The sequence below is a fragment of the Trichococcus alkaliphilus genome (assembly GCF_003008695.1).
In the GTDB taxonomy this organism is placed as follows: Bacteria; Bacillota; Bacilli; order Lactobacillales; family Aerococcaceae; genus Trichococcus; species Trichococcus alkaliphilus.
Genome location: NZ_PXZT01000008.1, coordinates 16450 through 34758 on the forward strand (window position 1 = coordinate 16450; position 18309 = coordinate 34758).

An 18309-nucleotide genomic window follows, 5' to 3' on the forward strand; every position below is an offset into this window, starting at 1 on the left:
GTCATACATTATGAAGCTTGCAATACTAGGATCAGGACAAATCGTCATGGATTTTCTGACGATGGCGAAGGACTTGCCGGATACGGAATTGGTCAGCATGTTCGGCATCGAAGCGGAACGCGTGAAAATGGAGGGCCTGGCAAACACATACGGCATCGGGAAAGTGTTTACGGACTACGAAGAGGTCCTGAATGATCCGGAGTGCGACACCATCTATGTGGGACTGCCCAATCATCTGCACTACACATTTACGAAGAAAGCTTTAGAGAACGGTAAACATGTGATCTGCGAAAAACCATTCACGATCAAGTCGGCTGAATTGATCGAACTGAAAGAACTAGCAGAAAGCAAAAAACTGATCCTGGTTGAAGCGATCACGACAAGATATCTGTCCAACTACTTGGCGATCAAGGAGCAAATCCCGCAATTGGGGGATCTGAAGATCATCGAATGCAACTACTCGCAGTATTCATCCAGATACGATGCCTTCAAGAAAGGGGAAGTACTGCCTGCCTTCAGTCCGAAAGCGGGCGGCGGAGCCTTGATGGACATCAATATCTACAATATCCATTTTGTCGTCGGGATTCTGGGTAAACCTGACTCGGTGAAGTACCTTGCGAATGTCGAGCGAGGGATCGATACATCCGGAATTCTGCTGTTGGATTACCCAGGCTGCAAAGTGGTCTGCATCGGGGCGAAGGATTCAGCTGCACCGATAAGATCCATGATTCAGGGCGATAAAGGGTCCGTTGTGCTGAATGGCCCGCCGAATCTCTGCAACTCCTTTGATGTAAACATGAACGGGCAGGGGAGTCAATCGATGGACAAGAAAGTCCACCCGCACCGGATGTATGAGGAATTCCGCGAATTTGCGCGGATGATCGACGAAATGGATCTTGCGAAAGCCAAGGATATGCTTGAACAAAGCCAAGTCGTGATGGAAATCGCCGAAGAAGCGCTAGCAGGAGCCGGGATCGTTTTAGGATGATAAAAAATTAAATAAAAAAAGGAAACTGCCGGGGTTCTTCCGGCAGTTTTTTATGGAAAGGTAAATGCATAATGGACAAAGTCGAGGTATTGGAACAGGAAAAGACACTGCAATTTGAAGCCTTTACGCATGAAATGGGTTTGGAAATCGCGCTGCGCGTCATAAACAAGGTCAAGGACCAAGCACCAAAGTCTGTAGGCATAAGAATCGTACACAATGACTTATTGATCCTGCATTACTTGATGGACGGCAGAAAAGAGAGCCCTTGGTTGAACCGGAAGGAAAAGACTGTATTGGATAGCGGGCACAGTTCGCTCTATACCTTCCTTTTTATGGATGAAGTACCTGAATACAAAGAGTGGGAGAGAAGCGAAGAATACGCCATCTGCGGCGGCGGCTTTCCGATCATCGAAGATGGACAAGTCACAGGTGTCATCTGCGTTTCCGGATTGGAACATCTGGAGGACCACAGATTGATCGTCGAATCGATGGAAGAAGTGTTGGCCGCGCAATATTAAGGCTGTTGTTGACGGATATGAGAATAATCAATAAGACCGCACTGAAATGGAGAATGAACTCCATTTCGGTGCGGTCTATTTTTAATCAAACATTTTTTCTTTGAACAGCGGGAATTCAACTCGTCAATGACTAGTCCTGGATTTCATCCAATCTTTTCAGATGCTTTTCGGCAATCTTTTTCACTTTGTCAACGCGGTTCGTGTATTTTTCGATATCGCTGAGGTAATCGGTCGTCATCCAAGCCGTCACGATTTCAAGTGCCAGCGCCGAACCAATGATCTTTCCGCCAAGGCAGAGGACATTCGTGTCGGAGTGGGAACGCGCCAGTTTCGCGCAGAAAGGATCCTGGCAGACCGCTGCATAGACGCCGTAGATTTTGTTGGCGATCATGGCGCTGCCGTAACCGACGCCATCCACAAAGATGCCGCGGTCGGCTTTTCCTTCCGCCACAGCCAGGGAGGCAGGGTAAACAAAATCGGACAGGTCACAAGGTTCTTCGTTGTAAGGTCCGAAGTCGAGCACTTCATGGCCTTCCTTTTCGAGTAAAGCTTTGACTTCTTCTTTCAATGCGAAGCCGGCATGGTCGCTGGAAACGGCAATTTTCATTTAAATCCCTCCATTATCTGTCATCATTCAACCAAAGTATAAGCCAAATGGCGGGAGTAGTACAGACTGAGTTTACAGATCAAGGCACCTCCAAATTTTGAATAAATACATAATATGCATTTAGAGCATTTTTGTATATGTTTTTGATGTAGTTTTACAGATTTATTTTGATTATAGTAAGCGTATACTAAAAAACAAGGCGGGGAAACGCATGGAAATCATGGATATAAAATTTAATGGCATTGTGGAACCTATCGGGTATCATTTTGAGCCATTGATTGTCAGTTGGGCGATCGACAACGGGTTAGGGAAAATGCAAAAAGAGGCAAGTCTCCAGGTAGCTGCCGATCACGAATTCAAGGATATTGTGCTTGAGAAAAATGGTGATTTGGACAGTTCAGGGGAAACGTTGACGCTTCGGTTGAAGCCCAGAACACGCTATTATGTGCAGATTCGTGTAACTGCTGAAGATGGTGAATTGGCTGAATCGACAAGCTTTTTTGAGACAGGAAAAATGGATGAAGCCTGGGACGCTGAGTGGATCGGGCCGAAGGTGCAGGAAGAAATCCATCCGATTCTGTTCAAGGATTTCGAGCTGAGCCATCAAGTGAAGGAAGCCCGCCTGTATATCAGTGGGGTTGGGCTTTACGAAGCAAGCCTGAACGGAAAGAAGATCGGAAATGATGTGCTGGCGCCGTTCGTCAACAACTACGAAGCTTTCATCCAAATCCAAACGTATGACGTAACAGAAGCCTTGGAGCAAAGCAATCAGCTGGCGATCATGTTGGGAAACGGCTGGTACAAAGGGAGATTCGGCCTAAGCGGCGAGAATGCTTATTTCGGGGACAAATTTGCGGCAATCGCTGAACTGGTTGTGAGTTACGAAAACGGGACGGAAGAGCGGATCGCGACGGATCTCAGCTGGAAAGCGACGTTGAGCGATATCACGAACAGCGGTATCTATGATGGCGAAACGATCGACCGGACACTTGATAAAGCGGGGCGCAGTGATGAGGTGGCGATCGTCGGCATTCCAAAAGAAAAATTGAAGGACCGCGTAAGCCCGGGGTTGAGCATTCATGAAGTAGTGCCTTTGAAGGAAGTCATCAAGACCCCGAATGGCGAGACGGTCCTTGATTTCGGGCAGAACTTTGCCGGCTGGCTAGCGTTTGATGCCGATTTTCCGGAAGGGACCGAGGTGCACTTTGAATTCGGGGAAATACTGCAGCAAGGCAATTTTTATAATGAGAATTACGGCACTGCCACAGCAGGCTTCCGTTACATTTCCAATGGAACAGCCGAAACGGTTCACCCGCATTTCACTTACTTTGGCTTCCGATATGCGCGTGTGACGGGCTGGCCGGCAGACAAGCAAATAGCCGTGCGCGGGTTGGCCATCTATTCCGATATGACGCGAACAGGCATCATCGAAACGGGCAATGCTAAAGTGAATCAACTGTATTCAAACTCGCTTTGGGGGCTCAAATCAAACTTCCTCGATATGCCGACCGATTGTCCGCAAAGGGCTGAGCGTTTGGGCTGGACCGGGGACGCGCAAGTATTTGCCCCGACAGCAAGTTATCATATGGACACGCGCGCTTTTTACCGTAAATATCTGATCGATATGCGTACGGAACAGGAAAAGCTGTCGGGAAGCATCCCAAATTATATGCCGGCGATGGCTACTCAAGGTGGCGCAGCTGTCTGGGGAGATGCAGCGACGTTCATTCCTAAAGCTTTATGGACTGCCTATGGGAACAAGGAAGAAGTCGGGCAGTACTACCCGCTGATGAAAGACTGGGTGGATTGGACCGGTTCTAAAATCGAAAAAGCGCATGGTTCGAAAACGGAGCTCAATGCCGGTGGATTCCAGTTCGGGGATTGGCTGGCTTTGGATGGTGCGACTCCTTCATCATTCAAAGGAAGCACTGACGATACGTTTATTGCTTCAGCTTATTATTATGAAAGTCTGTGCATCGTCGCGGACGTCGCAGCTTTGATTGGGAATGAGTCTGACGCGGCTTATTATCGCGGCCTCAGCGAACAAGTCCGGGAGCGGATCTTGTTCGAGTATGTGACCCCATCCGGACGCTTGTCCATCGACACCCAATCGGGGTACATCATTGCTTTGAAGTTCAAACTATTCCGTGAGCGCGGAGTGGTCATTGAGCAGCTGAAAACCCGGTTGAAAAAAGATCTGTATAAAATCAAATCCGGTTTCGTGGGGACTCCGATTTTTTGCCAAGTGCTGTCGGAGAATGGCATGGTCGATCTGGCCTATGAGTTCCTGCTCAATGAAGGCTTTCCGGGCTGGTTGTATGCGGTGAATCTTGGCGCGACGACAATCTGGGAGCGCTGGAACAGCGTAATGCCTGATGGCACCATGAATCCTGCAGGCATGAATTCCCTGAACCACTACAGTTACGGATCTGTCATCGAGTTTGTCTATAAATACGTGGTGGGCATCCAACCGTTGGAAGCCGGTTTCCGTACCGCAAGATTAGCGCCCAATCCAAATGTAAAATTGGGATATGCCCGCGGAAGCTATCAGTCAGCTGCCGGCAGATTCGTCAGCGAATGGAAGATACTTAAAAATGGCGAACTGAGCTGCTATTTCGAAGTGCCTTTTGGCGCGCAGGCTGAAATCGTGTTGCCATACTCCGATCAGGAACCGATCAAAGTGGCGTCAGGCATTTACGAGTACACTTACCAACCGACAAAGGATCTGAGCGTGCTTTATGATTCGGATACACGCCTTTCGACCATCAAGAACGAGAACAAGGAGCTGTTCGAAGAAATTTTGGGCATCCATGAACGCATCAGAGGCTTCATGGCATTTGCCGATGAAGAACAGCAGAACCTCTCATTGAAGCAACTTTCAAAATTATTTTACACTGGCATAACTGCAGAGATGGTAGCCGAGGCCGAAGGTATAATGAAAAAATCAAATCGCATCTGACACAAAAAGCAAAGGCCCAAAAGCCTTTGCTTTTTTGGAGGGAGTTGATAAAATGGGCATGAAGAACAGAGGAGTGAAAAAAATGTCCGCAGCACAAGATGTTCTGGAAAACTTGCTGGAAGAAACACCGCTTGAAGTTGAAATGAAAACCATGACGGCGGAACAAATAACCGCTAAATTCCAAAATCAAGCGGCAACAGCCGGCTATCTGCTTGATTTCCATTTGTCTGATGAGGATTTTTTTGTGGACCATCAAATCTTCATGAACCGGCATGCCCGCTATTTTGCCATGCCCACCCATTCGCATGCATTTCTCGAGCTGAATTACCTTCTGCAAGGGCAATGCACCCAGTGGATCGGTCAGGAAAAAATCCAGATGAAGCAGGGCGATTTGCTGATGATCGATCCGGGAACCGGCCATTCCATCGATAAACTCGGTGAACAGGACATCCTGATCAACATCTTGATCAAATCGGACGCCATCAACACGAAGGTACTCCAAAGGATGGCCCAGCGGCACAGTTTGATCACTGATTTTTTGTTGACAGTAGGCAAAAAAAATAGCCGTCACCGGCCCTATCTGCATTTCAGCACGGCCGATAATCAGCGGATCAGCAATTGCCTGTCCTATTTGCTTACCGATTATTTTGGAGGGGAAACGCCTAAATTCGAGAAAGTGGAGCTTTGGTTATTGGTTATCCTGGCTGAACTGGAGGATATCATGTCAAGCGAAGCCGGGGAACTCCCTTTCAACAAGAAGGTGATCGATGCCCTGGAGATCATCGACAGTGAATATGCCAGCATCACGCTGGAAGGCCTGGGGAAAAAGTTGAATTTCAACAAAAATTACCTCAGCAATCTGCTGAAGCAAGAAACGGGTCTGACCTTCAAAGAGTGGGTCACGAAACGAAGACTGCAAAAGTCCTACGATCTGCTGATCGGGACCGACAAACCTATCGAAAAAATCGTTGCAGAGCTTGGCATCACCAGCCCGAGTTATTTCTTCAAGATATTCAAGAATGAGTACGGAGAGACACCAAATCATATAAGGAAAAAAATGCACCGAAACAAAAAGCTATGAGAAATTTCATGGCTTTTTTGATTGGATTATTCGAAAACTTTCAGTCAAACAAGAACGACCTGTGATTTGGACAGTAGCCGCTTTGGTTCTGCCATTGTTCGGGATGCTCTGATTCGGTAGGATGAAGGTGTAAACTAGGATTCTTCGAATGGAGCAGACAAATGAGCGAAATAAAAGGATTGGTATTTGATTTGGACGGTGTCATCACCGATACAGCGGAACGGCATTATCTGGCATGGAAAGGGATAGCGGATCGATTGGGGATCGCGATCGACCGCGAATGGAACGAGCGCCTCAAAGGCATCAGCAGAACGGAATCCTTGGAACTGATATTGGCCGAGGATCCGACCCTTCTCCTTGATGGGGAAGAAAAAGAACAGCTGTTGGAAGAAAAAAATGCGCATTATCTGGAGTTGATTGCGGAAATCACAGCAGCGGACATCCTGCCCGGGATTCCGGAACTTCTGGAAGAGGCCAAAAGCATAGGCTACCGCATGGCGATCGCCTCCGCCAGCAAAAATGCGCCGCTCATTCTGGAAAGGCTGGGTCTCTCGGCTGCCTTCGATGCCATCTTCGACCCGGAAGCTTTGACCTACAACAAGCCGCATCCGGAGATCTTTGAAAGGGCGGCTCAGGCTTTGAGTCTGGAAACACACGCATGCATCGGCTTCGAAGATTCGTTGGCGGGCATCGAAGGGATCAAACGGTCCGGTATGCCTGCCGTCGCCATCGGCATCCCAGCTTTTGGCGAGTGGCTCCCCGACATTGAAGTGACGGCTACAAAAGAATTAAACCTGAAAGAAATTGTGCGCGAAGTGACGATGAAGGAGCGTGTTGAAGGATGATCGATTTGAAGGGGAATCCTTTTTATCTGAAGGATGAACAAATAGCATGGGTAAACCGGACGTTGGCAAGCTTGACGTTGGATGAAAAAGTGGGGCAGCTGTTCTGCCCAATCGGCATGTTCACGGATGAAAAGGCGCTGTTTGACTTGGCTGTGAACAAAAAAATCGGCGGCTTGCTGTTCCGTCCTGGAAAAGGCGAAGAAGTGCAGGAAGCGCACCGCTATCTGCAACAACAGGCCAAGATTCCTTTGCTGATTGCAGCCAACTTGGAAGCGGGGGGTACAGGAAGCGCCGTTGACGGTACGCGCATCGGCAATCCGATGTTGTTGGCGGCTGGTCAGGATGCCGAATTTGGGCACCATCTCGGTGAAGTCTGCGCCAAGGAAGGTTCGGCGGTGGGCGTGAACTGGGCCTTCGCGCCGGTCGTGGACATCGATTACAATTTCCACAACCCGATCACGAATATACGCACGTACGGCAGCGATCCCGATACCGTCCTGAACTATGCGCAAGGATTCGTTGAAGGCGTGCAGAAAAACGGGGTGGCGGCTTCAATCAAGCACTTCCCCGGTGACGGCATCGACTTCCGCGATCAGCATCTGGTGACTACTGTCAACTCTTTGCCGCTTAAGGAATGGCGAAATACATACGGGAAAGTCTACTCGGGCCTGATTGAAGCAGGTGCGCTTTCGGTTATGATCGGCCATATCGCCTTGCCTGCTGTACAGAAATCAGAAGAAGATGCTTTTCTGCCGGCTACCTTATCTCCAGCCATTATGCAGGAACTATTGCGCAAGGAACTAGGATTCAACGGCGTCATCACAAGCGATGCGACGCCGATGGTCGGATTTTGCGCGGCGATGGAGCGGAGTTTGGCCGTCCCGACGGCGATTGCTGCCGGGTGCGATATCTTCTTATTCAACAAAGACTTGGAGGAGGATATCCGTTTCATGAAGGAAGGGATTGCGAACGGCATCCTGACATCAGAACGCATCGATGAAGCCGTCACCCGCATTCTGGCGATGAAGGCAGCCTTGCGCTTGCCAGAAAAACAAGCGGAAGCAAGGTTGGTTCCGGAAAAAGAGGAACTGGCTGTCCTGCAAGCGGAACAACACGTCCAGTGGGCTACAGAATCCGCCGACAAAGGCATCACCCTAGTTAAGGATACAGCCGGCAACCTGCCATTGCGCCCAGAAGCGACACCGCGTCTGTTGCTGCAACTGATCGGTCCATATGAAGAGTCGAACCGCCAGATCTTTTTAAAAGTGCTGCCACTTTTGGAAAAAGAAGGCTTCATTGTGACGCTTTATCAGCCGGAAGATTTCACGACCGGATTCGAGACCGTTTCCCAGTTCCGTTCAAAATATGATGCTGTCCTCTATCTGGCCAATGTCGAAAACCGCAGCAACGCCACAACGACAAGAATCAACTGGTACACCTTCTTCGGTCTGGGAAACAATATCCCGTGGTTTGTCGATGAAGTACCGACCATATTCGCTAGCCTGGCCAATCCCTACCATCTGATGGATGTGCCGATGGTGAAGACCTACATCAATGCCTACGACAATCACCAGGTGGTCATCGAAGCGCTCGTAGCCAAGCTTCTGGGCAAGAGCGATTTCAAGGGTGTGAGTCCGATCGATCCTTATTGCGGGCTGATGGATGCCCGCAGATAGATTTTTTAGCGCCCAACCAGATGAGTCCGGTTGGGTTTTTCTGTATAATGGTGGGTGAGATAATATTAGAGAGGAGCGACAAAATGTTTGAACTGGACCGTTTTTTAAGGGAAGAAACCAAAGTCGAAAAAGAGCAGCGGAAGTCCGGGTTCAATGTGACCGATCCGGATATCCTCGACGAACTGATTTTGAGTGGGAGTAAGTTCCGCTTGAATGGCGATTTCCTTCTGAGTGAGGAAATGTTCTTCAAAAAAGGCGACGTCAATATCCGTAAGCATAATCGCTATTCCGATATGCCCTTGCACCACCATCAGTTCTTGGAATTGAACTATATGTATTCCGGATCTTGCACCCAGGAAGTCAGCGGTGAAAAAATCGTCCTCAACGAAGGGGACATCATCATGCTGGATCGGGGCAGTTCGCACTCCTTCCAAGCGTTGGGAGAAAACGACATCCTCATCAATGTCCTGTTGAAAGTGGAGACGATCAATACAAAAATCCTTCAGCAACTCGTGCGTAAACGCGGTGTATTGACTGAGTTTCTGGTGTTGGCAAGCCAACGCACCCATGAAGAGGATCAGTTTTTGGTCTTCCGGACGGGAGAAAATACAAAAGTCCAAACCTTCATGCATTACATCCTGGAGGAATACTACGGCGGAGCTGAACCGAAGATAGAAGTGATCCACCTCTATCTTCCGTTGCTGTTCATGGAACTGGCGCGCACGTTCGAAGAAGAGACAAAAGGGCAGCAACGCCACCAGAATCAGGTTGTAACGGAAGCACTGGCGATCATCGAAAAGGATTATCGCACGCTTTCTTTGGAAATGCTGGCGCAACAATTGGGATTCAACAAAAATTATCTGGGGAATCTAATCAAAAAAGAGACGGGGGACACTTTCAAGCAATTGCTGCAGCGCCAACGCATGCTGCACGCACATCATCTGCTGGTCTTTTCAAATTATTCGATGGAGGAAATATCCGAGGAAATCGGCTACCTGGACACGAGCTATTTCTTCCGGTCCTTCAAAAAAACGCACGGCAAGACGCCGGGGCAGGTCCGCGAGGAAGCGTTGCACCGGGACCTGTAGTTTGACCACTTTGTTCTGTTCATGCGACATTGTAAGCCTTTGCAGAAAGCGGTTTAATAAGAGTGTAAACAAAGCAGAACAAAGGAGAGAATAATTATGGCAACTGAAACAAGAATTTTGGACCAAGCAGATGAAAATAAGCTGCCGCTGAGCGAGAAGCTGACGTTCGGTTTTGGGAATCTGGCGGCCAATCTGATGCTTACGACGGCCAGTTCCTTCATCACTTATTACTATACCGATGTGGTCGGCCTGAGCGCAGTCATCGTCGGGAACATCCTCTTGTGGGCGCGAATTTTTGATGGCGCTTCTGATTTGGCGATGGGTGCGATCGTCGACAAGACGCGTTCGAAACACGGAAAAGCCAGGCCTTGGATTTTATGGATGGCGATCCCTTATGCGTTTGCAATGATACTCTTATTCACTTCTCCGGATTTCCTGGGATCGACTGGTAAAGCCATCTATGCTTTTGTTACTTATGTGATTGCTTTGGCCGGTGTCTACACGGCGACGATGGTTCCCTATAACGCAATGATCGGTACTACGACCTCGAACCCTGTCGATCGCGGCAACCTATCGACATCCCGGACCCTGGCTGGATTTGTGGGGGCGATGGGAGTGACTGCAGTAGTTCTTCCGGTCGTCAACTTCTTTGGTGGTGATAAGCAGGCTTGGACGTGGATGGCAGCTGTTTTCGGTGTGATCTCGACAGTGCTGTTGCTGATCCTGTTCAAAAATTCGAAGGAACGCGTCATCGAGTCTACTGTAGCTTTCGAAAAGGTGCCGTTGAAAACAAACATCCAGGCGTTGTTGCAGAATAAATACTGGATAATCATGATCTTGTATATGCTGATCAGTTTCATCAGTTCCGGTTTGCAAGGCATCAACATTTTCTATGCCCAATGGATTTTGGGGGATCCTGCGAAGGTGGCGGTGATCGGAATTCTGTCCTTCATGCCGATTGCGATAGGGGCAGTATTCATGCCGATACTGCTGAGCAAATTCAGCAAAAAGACGATCACTTTGGCCGGAGGCATCGTGATGATGGTTGGCTTACTGATCATCGCGGCGTTCCCGGAAAACTTTACGATGATCATGGTTGGTTTGATTATCCGCGGACTCGGCATCGCGCCGGGAGCTGTTGCAGGCTTCGCCATGCTGGGTGACGTTGCCGATTACGGCGAATGGAAAACGGGCATCCGCAGTGAAGGCTTGATTTTCTCGGCAGGAACGTTTGCCGAAAAAGTCGGCTCCGGAGTGGGCGGTCTGATTCTGGGTGTCGTTCTGGGACTTGGCGGCTATGTGTCACAAGGGGCAATGCAATCCGCGGAAGCTTTATTCGCAATCAAGGCGATCTTCGCATACATACCGATCGCGTTCACAGCAATCTGCATTTTGTTGATCCTGTTCTATGACTTGGACAAAAAACTTCCTGAAATTGCGGAAGACTTGAAAGCGAAACGAGTGAACGGATAATGTTACAGGCTGCCGTATCATAGGCAGCCTATTTTTTAAGACAGGAGCACACACAATGAATATATATAATCTGAAAACCAATCACATCCTGAATCCCATCGGCTTTTTGATGGACACAGTGACATTATCGTGGATAATTGACGCACCGTTTGAGGAAGAACTGCAGGGGACCCGTGTCCTCATCGCGCTGGATGAGAACTTTGAAGAAGTCATCCACGACAGCGGGATGCATAGCGATTTGGATCCGCTGTGCTATCAACCGAAAATCAATCTTCTGCCGCGCACACGCTACTTCTGGAAAGTGACCGTGAAGAACGCTGGCGGAGCTGAACATTCTTCTGCAGTCCAGTTCTTCGAGACGGCGAAGGAAGAGGAACAATGGACCGGGAAATGGATCGAACCTGCCCGTCAGTTGGAACGGATGCCGCTTGTGCGGAAACAGTTCACTTTGTCTTCAAAACCGATCCGCAAGGCGCGCGTTTATGCGACAGGATTGGGCATTTATGAACTGTACCTGAACGGAGAAAAAATCGGCGACGAATATTTGGCTCCCGGTTTCCATTCCTATGATTTTTGGCAGCAATACCAGACGTACAATGTGACTGCTGCCCTTAAAGCGGACGGCAACGCCATCGGCTTCATGCTGGGGGACGGATGGTACAAAGGCCGCTTCGGTTTCGACGGCGGATACGAAGACTTGTACGGGGACCAGTTCCGTCTGATTGCGGAATGCATCGTCACCTATGAGGATGGAACGGAAGAAATCATCGCCAGCGATGATTCGTGGGAAGTCGCGGAGGGACCACTTGTCTCCAGCAGCATCTACGACGGGGAATTCTATGACGCGAACCTTGAAATCGATGGATGGAATGAATACAGTGAAGCAGAAGCAGACGCCCGTTGGGAAGCGATGCAACTGAGCGACGCAAACAGGGAAAAACTTCAAGCGCGATTGAGTGTTCCTGTCAAAATCGTGGATGCCTTCGTTCCGGAATTGATCCTGACGCCGGCAGGGGAACAGGTACTGGACTTCAAACAGAACATGACCGGATGGGTCACCTTCACCTCGGATGTGCCAAAAGGAACAATCATCACCTATGAAGTCGGCGAAGTGCTGCAGGAAGACAACTTCTACCGCGATAATCTGCGCACGGCGGAAGCGAAATTCACCTACATCAGCAACGGAAAGACTGCAGAAGTGCGTCCGTACTTCACTTTCTACGGCTTCCGCTACGCCAAAATAACCGGTGTTGATCTTTTGAACCAGGATTTCGGCTTCAAGGGGTATGTATTGCAGAGCGAACTGGAAGAGACGAGCGGCATGATCACAGCCAATCCGGATGTGAACCAATTGCTGAAGAATGCGCTTTGGGGGCAAAAAGGCAATTTCCTGGATGTGCCGACGGATTGCCCGCAACGGGATGAGCGCATGGGCTGGACAGGCGATGCGCAGATTTTTGCCCGCACAGCCAGCTATAATATGCATACACCGGCTTTCTACAAAAAATTCATGCACGATCTGCGTCTAGAGCAAAAAGCGCTCAATGGATCCGTTCCATTTGTGGTTCCGCAGATCAAACCGAAAGATGATGCCGGTTTTGTGACCGGTGCCGGAGCCGCGGCCTGGTCGGATGCGGCGACGGTCATTCCATGGGTACTCTATGAGCAGTACGGGGATCGTTCCTTGCTGAAGGAACAATATCAAACCATGAAGGATTGGGTGGACTATATCGTTCGCGAAGATATGAAATCCGGAGGCAAACGCCTTTGGACGACCGGCTTCCAGTTCGGCGACTGGTTGGCGTTGGACGGGGACAATCCGCACTCGCCGATGGGGGGCACTGATACGTCGCTGGTTGCATCCGTGTACTACTATCATTCGGTTTCCTTGCTGGCGCGGGCCGCTGAGGTTTTGGGAAATGCGCATGATGCGTTGGCGTACACCAAATTGGCTGGGGAAGTGAAAAAAGCCATCCAAAACGAATACTTGACCACCACGGGACGCTTGGCGGTAACGACCCAGACTGCCTACATCCTGTTCCACTACTTCGATCTCTGCCCGGAGACGTTCAAAGAGCGGATGACGAAAGACTTCTATGATAAAGTCATATCCAGCGGTGTACACCTGCAGACCGGGTTCGTCGGGACGCCGTATTTTGCGGAAGCTTTGAGCAAGAACGGGATGAACGAATTGGCGTATGGTTTGTTGCTGAATGAGGACTATCCGAGCTGGTTGTTCGCGGTTAAAATGGGTGCGACCACCATCTGGGAACGCTGGAACTCGATTCTACCGGACGGGAAAATCTCCGGAACGGATATGAACTCATTGAACCACTATGCTTATGGATCGATTGTGGAGTGGTTGTACCGTTGCGTCCTGGGCATCCAGGCAGACAGCGAGCAGCCAGGATACAAACATTTCTTCCTGACGCCGCAACCAAGTGCGCAGTTGGGCAAAGCGGAAGGCTATTACCACTCCGTTTCCGGCCGTATCGAAAGCGCGTGGGAACTATTGGCGGACGGACAATTGGATTTCGTATTCCGCGTGCCTTTCGGGACGACCGCAACCATCACCCTGCCGGATCTGTCGCTTGCAGAAGCGCAGAAAACGAAGTGGCTCGAAGCTGCGATCGCTGCTGAGGATGGGGTAACAGTAACTGTCATAGCAGGTGAATACCGCGTCACGTACATGCCGACCCGGAACTATCGCCCTGAAGTCACAACCGAGTTGTCTTTCCGCGAGTTGCTGGAGTACACACCGGCCCGAAAAGTGATCTTCGAACAGTTGCCGATGATGCGCAACAACGATATCGCCTTGCAGTATCTGGATGTGCCGTTGGAGACATTTAAGGAGTTGCCGATCCTTTCCAATTTTGTCAGCGAACAAGCGTTGGAACGGATGAATGCGTCTTTTGCCTGAATGCTCGGATAGTTTGGAAGCACAAAATTTTTACTGATTATAGATGATTTGCAGGGTGTTTAATTGAAAAGAAGAGGCCATCTGATTAAACCGAGGTGGCCTCTTTTGTCGCGTACATAAGCGTGAGTAAATCTGACATGAACATTCAATCGAAGACAAAGGTGATTAACATGTGTGAGGTTTCCTTACTCAAAAGGATAGGAGAAGTTTGAATTTCTGGAAAAACTGCTCTAATATTCATTTATAGCAAATTTAATGTTAGAAGTTTTCACAAAAAGTTATTCAAGTGTGGAACTTTATCAATAAAGGAGGAAAACAAATGAAGGCAGTCATACTTCAAAACTGGCGTCCGGATTCTTCGAATTATAATTTCCAAAATCTTTTGAATGCGTGGGAAGGGATAACCGATATACCGGAGATAACCAGCTATCGGGTCGAAATCGTCCATGATTCTTCCTTCGAGTCGTATGACCAGGCCATCGGCGATGCCGAAATCGTCATCGGCTTTTTCATCACCGAAGAGAATTTCAATGAGGAATTATTCGTCCGCCATCCAAATATCCGCTACTTGGCTACGTTGTCCCACGGCTATGCCGAGATGGATAAGGCTTTGACGCAGAAGTATGGTGTGACCGTGACGAATACCATCTATGGTGCGGAAGCGATAGCCGAATTCACGTTAGGGCTATTGTTCGATATCTGCAAAAATGTTCAAACGAACAGCGACATCGTTAAAAATACAGATTGGACGGATCCGCAGCCCGGCAGTTGGTTCATTCCCGCCACAAGGCAACTGGAAATCAGCGGCAAAACGATCGGCATTATCGGATTGGGGAACATCGGCTTCCAGTTGGCCCGCAAGTCCGATGCTTTGGGGATGCATGTCCTCGGCTACAGCCGCACTTATAAAGAAGGTCTGGCGTATCAGTTCATTGAGCAAGTTTCCCTGGAACAGTTGTTGGAGGAGTCGGACATCATATCGATCAACACGCCTTTGACAAGCCAAACCTATCATTTGATCGATTCTGCGGCTATCGATCAGATGAAGCATGGTGTGATCCTTTTGAACACGGCCCGCGGAGAGATCATCGACGAGTTGGCGTTGACCGAAGCGTTGAAATCAGGAAAAATCTATGCGGCCGGCTTGGATGTCCTCTCGGAAGAACCGCCCACAAAAAATATCGAACTGTTCCAGTTGGATAACGTCAAGATCACCCAACATATCGCATGGGGTTCGCAGGAAACCAACTTGCGTGCCATCGAGATTGCCTTGGAAAATCTGGTCAACTACCTTGAGGATCAACCGACGAGCGTCATCAGCTGAATCGGTAAAATTTTGGAAAAAGTTCTTTCCGGCAGGATTTGGAAAGAACTTTTTTTGCAATTCAAAGCTATCTTGTGATTTGATTCTGGTTAAAGAATTGGATACTATTAAGTTGGGGACGCACTGACTAAATGCTAGCGCCGACCAAAAGAGGAGGCTAAAAAAATATATGGATATATTTGATGCGCATTTTCATATTATCGATCCTAGATTCCCATTATTTGCAAATGAAGGCTTTTTGCCGGATCCTTATCGTTTTTCTGATTATGAAGCCAGCCTGACTTCGTTAGACATCAACTGCGTAGGCGGCGCCATTGTTTCCGGATCTTTCCAAGGCTATGATCAAAGCTATCTGATTGAGACACTGAAGAATATCCCAGACAGCTTTGTAGGCGTTGCACAAGTCCCAGCAGTCATTTCTGACATGGAACTGGATTATCTAAATGAACAAAGAGTGCGTGCTGTTCGCTTTAATCTCTTTAGAGGAATGGCGGGTCAAAACTTCGATGAAATGTTGGTGCTTTCGAAGCGGGTTTTCGAGAACTTTGGCTGGCATACAGAAATTTATATGGATGCCAGAAATATTGAAGACCTTTACCCATTCCTAAGCAGAATTCCCAAGCTCGTAATCGATCATCTAGGAATGAACCAGGTTGAAAGCGATAAAATTCGATTACTGGTCGAGACCGGGACAATTTTTAAGGCAACCGGCTTTGGCAGAATCAATATGGACCCTATTCCTGTCATGAAAGAAATGCTTGCAATCAATCCGGGAAGTGTCATCTTTGGGACCGACCTTCCAGGAACGCGGGCAAGAAGGCCTATTTTGCGTTCGGATATTGAGTTGATTGAATCCAATTTTACAGAAAAAGAGAGCCAGCTGATTTTTAAGGAAACTGCTGAAAAACTTTACCTTCATCACTGAATGTCAAAACATAACAAAAGCCTTGTGCTGATATAATGGAACTGTAGAGAAATTCGTTGCTGACGCGCTGGAATGCTTTTTCTGAACGGATGGGGGATGCGATATGCAAGTCGATTGGGCCACAATGAGCGGCAACTATGCGAATTTTGCCGGGATACTTGCCGGGTTTGTGTTCAGCGGCATTTTCTTGCTTCTTGAGGACGAGAAAAGGGACGCATCCGAGGTCATCAGCATCCTTTTTGTCGGATTTTTTGGGCTGGTGCTCACAGCCTTTTTGTTTTCGAACATCAGCGGGATGGAAGCGGAGGCGCTTGATCAAGACCGAATACGGATGGTGAGCTTTCATATGGTGATAGCCAGCATCATCTTCTCGATCGCGATCATGCAAATGTTCCTGAGCCTTGTTTTCATATTCATCCTTTATCAACTGCCGGAGCAGGTCATCAGTCTGGGGAAAACGATCTATTACGGCTCTTCCCTTATCGCAACGATGTTTGTGATAAGAACGATTCCGGCTCTGTATACTGACGAGACTATCTTGTCAACGCTACCCCGAAATTTGTATCTTGCGGTAGCTATTACAGCGGTATTTTCGTTTATCCTCAGCAGACTTTTCAGGAGGAAACTGGATGCCCTGTTCGAACGCTACTTCATCATGATCATAACCGCCACCTTCCTGTTCATGCTGCTGCTCGTTGTCCTTTACAACACACAGCTCCACCTGAAGGATATTCCCGTTATCGTTGACCAGATTATCATGGGGATGTTCACAATCAACATGATGATCAACAACTTCAGTATCAACCATGAATACCGGATGATGCAGTTTCAAGGTGAAAAATGAGCGTTTTATGTCCGTTTGGTGATTTTTATTTTGATTTTCCGATTGTTTCGAGTACAATGTAAGAAAAGGATTGGGGTGAAAGTATGAAGTCAAGTCAAGGGATCGTATACAAGAGAAGGCAGCACATCTTGAAGGCTCTTCAAGAAAAGAAAGTAGTGTTAGTGGAAGATTTGGCGAAGGAACTGGATGTCTCGGAAATCACCGTCAGACGTGATCTGCAGAGTTTTGACGATCAGCATCTGATCGAACGCTTTTATGGAGGCGCACGTTTGCTGGAGGGATCTTTTCAAAAAGAAGAGTACCCGGCAGTCAAGCCACATCGTTCAAAAAAACAGGAAATCGCTAAGTTGGCTGCCACCTTGGTCCATGATCATGATATGATCTTCATCAATTCGGGATCGACCGCATTCCTCTTGCTCAACTATCTGTCGGACCGGAATGTCACCATCATAACGAACAACGGCCGGGCAATCTTCAGAAATCCGTCCTCGAAAGCGGAAATCGTGCTGTCGGGCGGAGAAATATACGAAAAGAAAAAATCACTCGTTGGGGATTTCGCCTTGTACACCTTCTCAAAGGTGACGGCAAATATCTGTTTTCTGGGTGTGGGTGGCATCAACGAAAAAGGGATCACGACCTATGCCTTGCCGGAAACGGCAGTCAACAGATTGATTTTGGAGCGGACGAACGGGCCGCGCATCGTAGTGGCGGAAGGCAGCAAAGTGGGACGGGAACAAAATTTTTCCACCGCCAGCATCAGCCTCATCACACATCTGGTCACTGACCGCTCTGCGGATAAAGAGGAGATCCAGAAGATCGAAGCTAAGGGCGTCAAGGTACTGTATGTTACCGAAGTCAACGTCAACGGTGAGAACGAAATCAGCATCGAAGAGTGAATATAATAGAATACAAATACAGCGACAAAATACGACGGGGATCCTCGTCAGTGTTTTGTCGCTTTTTTATTGGAATCGGCATACACGCCTTTATGGAAGCGATCATAAAGAAGAATCCTGATGTACGAATCGTTCATAACCTATGAAACGATCATAAAAATAAGC

The 18309-nt window shown here is 48.4% G+C and carries 14 protein-coding genes; 13 read left to right on the plus strand and 1 reads right to left on the minus strand.

Annotated elements, in window-relative coordinates; translation table 11 throughout:
* Window positions 1–10: 10 nt before the first annotated feature.
* Window positions 11–988, plus strand: coding sequence for a Gfo/Idh/MocA family protein (locus C7R73_RS07930; protein WP_106449990.1), 978 nt, complete (start codon window positions 11–13; stop codon window positions 986–988).
* A 71-nt stretch (window positions 989–1059) separates the two neighbouring features.
* Entirely contained in the window at window positions 1060–1506 is a 447-nt protein-coding gene (locus C7R73_RS07935) for a heme-binding protein (RefSeq protein ID WP_106449991.1), read from the plus strand.
* Window positions 1507–1636: 130 nt separating this feature from the next.
* On the opposite strand, the gene C7R73_RS07940 is transcribed toward C7R73_RS07935, so the two are convergent.
* Window positions 1637–2113: an RpiB/LacA/LacB family sugar-phosphate isomerase gene (locus tag C7R73_RS07940; RefSeq protein ID WP_106449992.1), complete on the minus strand. Its 477-nt coding sequence runs from the start codon at window positions 2111–2113 to the stop codon at window positions 1637–1639.
* A 211-nt stretch (window positions 2114–2324) separates the two neighbouring features.
* Between C7R73_RS07940 and C7R73_RS07945 the strand changes: the two genes are divergently transcribed.
* From C7R73_RS07945 to C7R73_RS07995, 11 genes are all read left to right on the plus strand, one after another.
* A complete protein-coding gene (locus C7R73_RS07945; protein WP_106449993.1) occupies window positions 2325–5072 on the plus strand; it encodes an alpha-L-rhamnosidase in 2748 nt (915 codons plus the stop codon).
* Between the two features lie 52 nt (window positions 5073–5124).
* A complete protein-coding gene (locus C7R73_RS07950; RefSeq protein ID WP_106449994.1) occupies window positions 5125–6153 on the plus strand; it encodes an AraC family transcriptional regulator in 1029 nt (342 codons plus the stop codon).
* Between the two features lie 161 nt (window positions 6154–6314).
* Window positions 6315–6998: a beta-phosphoglucomutase gene (gene pgmB / locus C7R73_RS07955; protein ID WP_106449995.1), complete on the plus strand. Its 684-nt coding sequence runs from the start codon at window positions 6315–6317 to the stop codon at window positions 6996–6998.
* Window positions 6995–8674, plus strand: coding sequence for a glycoside hydrolase family 3 protein (locus tag C7R73_RS07960; protein WP_106449996.1), 1680 nt, complete (start codon window positions 6995–6997; stop codon window positions 8672–8674). Before pgmB ends, C7R73_RS07960 begins: the two co-directional genes overlap by 4 nt.
* An 83-nt stretch (window positions 8675–8757) precedes the next feature.
* A complete protein-coding gene (locus C7R73_RS07965; protein WP_161525902.1) occupies window positions 8758–9762 on the plus strand; it encodes an AraC family transcriptional regulator in 1005 nt (334 codons plus the stop codon).
* Window positions 9763–9858: 96 nt separating this feature from the next.
* Window positions 9859–11235 (plus strand): MFS transporter, encoded by a 1377-nt coding sequence (locus C7R73_RS07970; RefSeq protein ID WP_106449998.1) that lies wholly within the window; start codon window positions 9859–9861, stop codon window positions 11233–11235.
* 55 nt (window positions 11236–11290) lie between these two features.
* Window positions 11291–14155 (plus strand): alpha-L-rhamnosidase, encoded by a 2865-nt coding sequence (locus C7R73_RS07975; protein ID WP_106449999.1) that lies wholly within the window; start codon window positions 11291–11293, stop codon window positions 14153–14155.
* Between the two features lie 319 nt (window positions 14156–14474).
* Complete coding sequence (locus C7R73_RS07980) at window positions 14475–15479, plus strand: 2-hydroxyacid dehydrogenase (RefSeq protein ID WP_106450000.1); 1005 nt, start codon at window positions 14475–14477, stop codon at window positions 15477–15479.
* Window positions 15480–15648: 169 nt separating this feature from the next.
* Entirely contained in the window at window positions 15649–16404 is a 756-nt protein-coding gene (locus C7R73_RS07985; protein WP_106450001.1) for an amidohydrolase family protein, read from the plus strand.
* 103 nt (window positions 16405–16507) lie between these two features.
* Window positions 16508–17248, plus strand: coding sequence for a hypothetical protein (locus C7R73_RS07990; RefSeq protein WP_106450002.1), 741 nt, complete (start codon window positions 16508–16510; stop codon window positions 17246–17248).
* 83 nt (window positions 17249–17331) lie between these two features.
* Window positions 17332–18144, plus strand: coding sequence for a DeoR/GlpR family DNA-binding transcription regulator (locus C7R73_RS07995; protein ID WP_106450003.1), 813 nt, complete (start codon window positions 17332–17334; stop codon window positions 18142–18144).
* Window positions 18145–18309: the final 165 nt, after the last annotated feature.

Coding starts and splice junctions, on each gene's coding strand:
- C7R73_RS07930 (WP_106449990.1), top strand. CDS start 11: ATGAAGCTTGCAATACTAGGATCAGGACAAATCGTCATGGATTTTCTG.
- C7R73_RS07935 (WP_106449991.1), top strand. CDS start 1,060: ATGGACAAAGTCGAGGTATTGGAACAGGAAAAGACACTGCAATTTGAA.
- C7R73_RS07940 (WP_106449992.1), bottom strand. CDS start 2,113: ATGAAAATTGCCGTTTCCAGCGACCATGCCGGCTTCGCATTGAAAGAA.
- C7R73_RS07945 (WP_106449993.1), top strand. CDS start 2,325: ATGGAAATCATGGATATAAAATTTAATGGCATTGTGGAACCTATCGGG.
- C7R73_RS07950 (WP_106449994.1), top strand. CDS start 5,125: ATGGGCATGAAGAACAGAGGAGTGAAAAAAATGTCCGCAGCACAAGAT.
- pgmB (WP_106449995.1), top strand. CDS start 6,315: ATGAGCGAAATAAAAGGATTGGTATTTGATTTGGACGGTGTCATCACC.
- C7R73_RS07960 (WP_106449996.1), top strand. CDS start 6,995: ATGATCGATTTGAAGGGGAATCCTTTTTATCTGAAGGATGAACAAATA.
- C7R73_RS07965 (WP_161525902.1), top strand. CDS start 8,758: ATGTTTGAACTGGACCGTTTTTTAAGGGAAGAAACCAAAGTCGAAAAA.
- C7R73_RS07970 (WP_106449998.1), top strand. CDS start 9,859: ATGGCAACTGAAACAAGAATTTTGGACCAAGCAGATGAAAATAAGCTG.
- C7R73_RS07975 (WP_106449999.1), top strand. CDS start 11,291: ATGAATATATATAATCTGAAAACCAATCACATCCTGAATCCCATCGGC.
- C7R73_RS07980 (WP_106450000.1), top strand. CDS start 14,475: ATGAAGGCAGTCATACTTCAAAACTGGCGTCCGGATTCTTCGAATTAT.
- C7R73_RS07985 (WP_106450001.1), top strand. CDS start 15,649: ATGGATATATTTGATGCGCATTTTCATATTATCGATCCTAGATTCCCA.
- C7R73_RS07990 (WP_106450002.1), top strand. CDS start 16,508: ATGCAAGTCGATTGGGCCACAATGAGCGGCAACTATGCGAATTTTGCC.
- C7R73_RS07995 (WP_106450003.1), top strand. CDS start 17,332: ATGAAGTCAAGTCAAGGGATCGTATACAAGAGAAGGCAGCACATCTTG.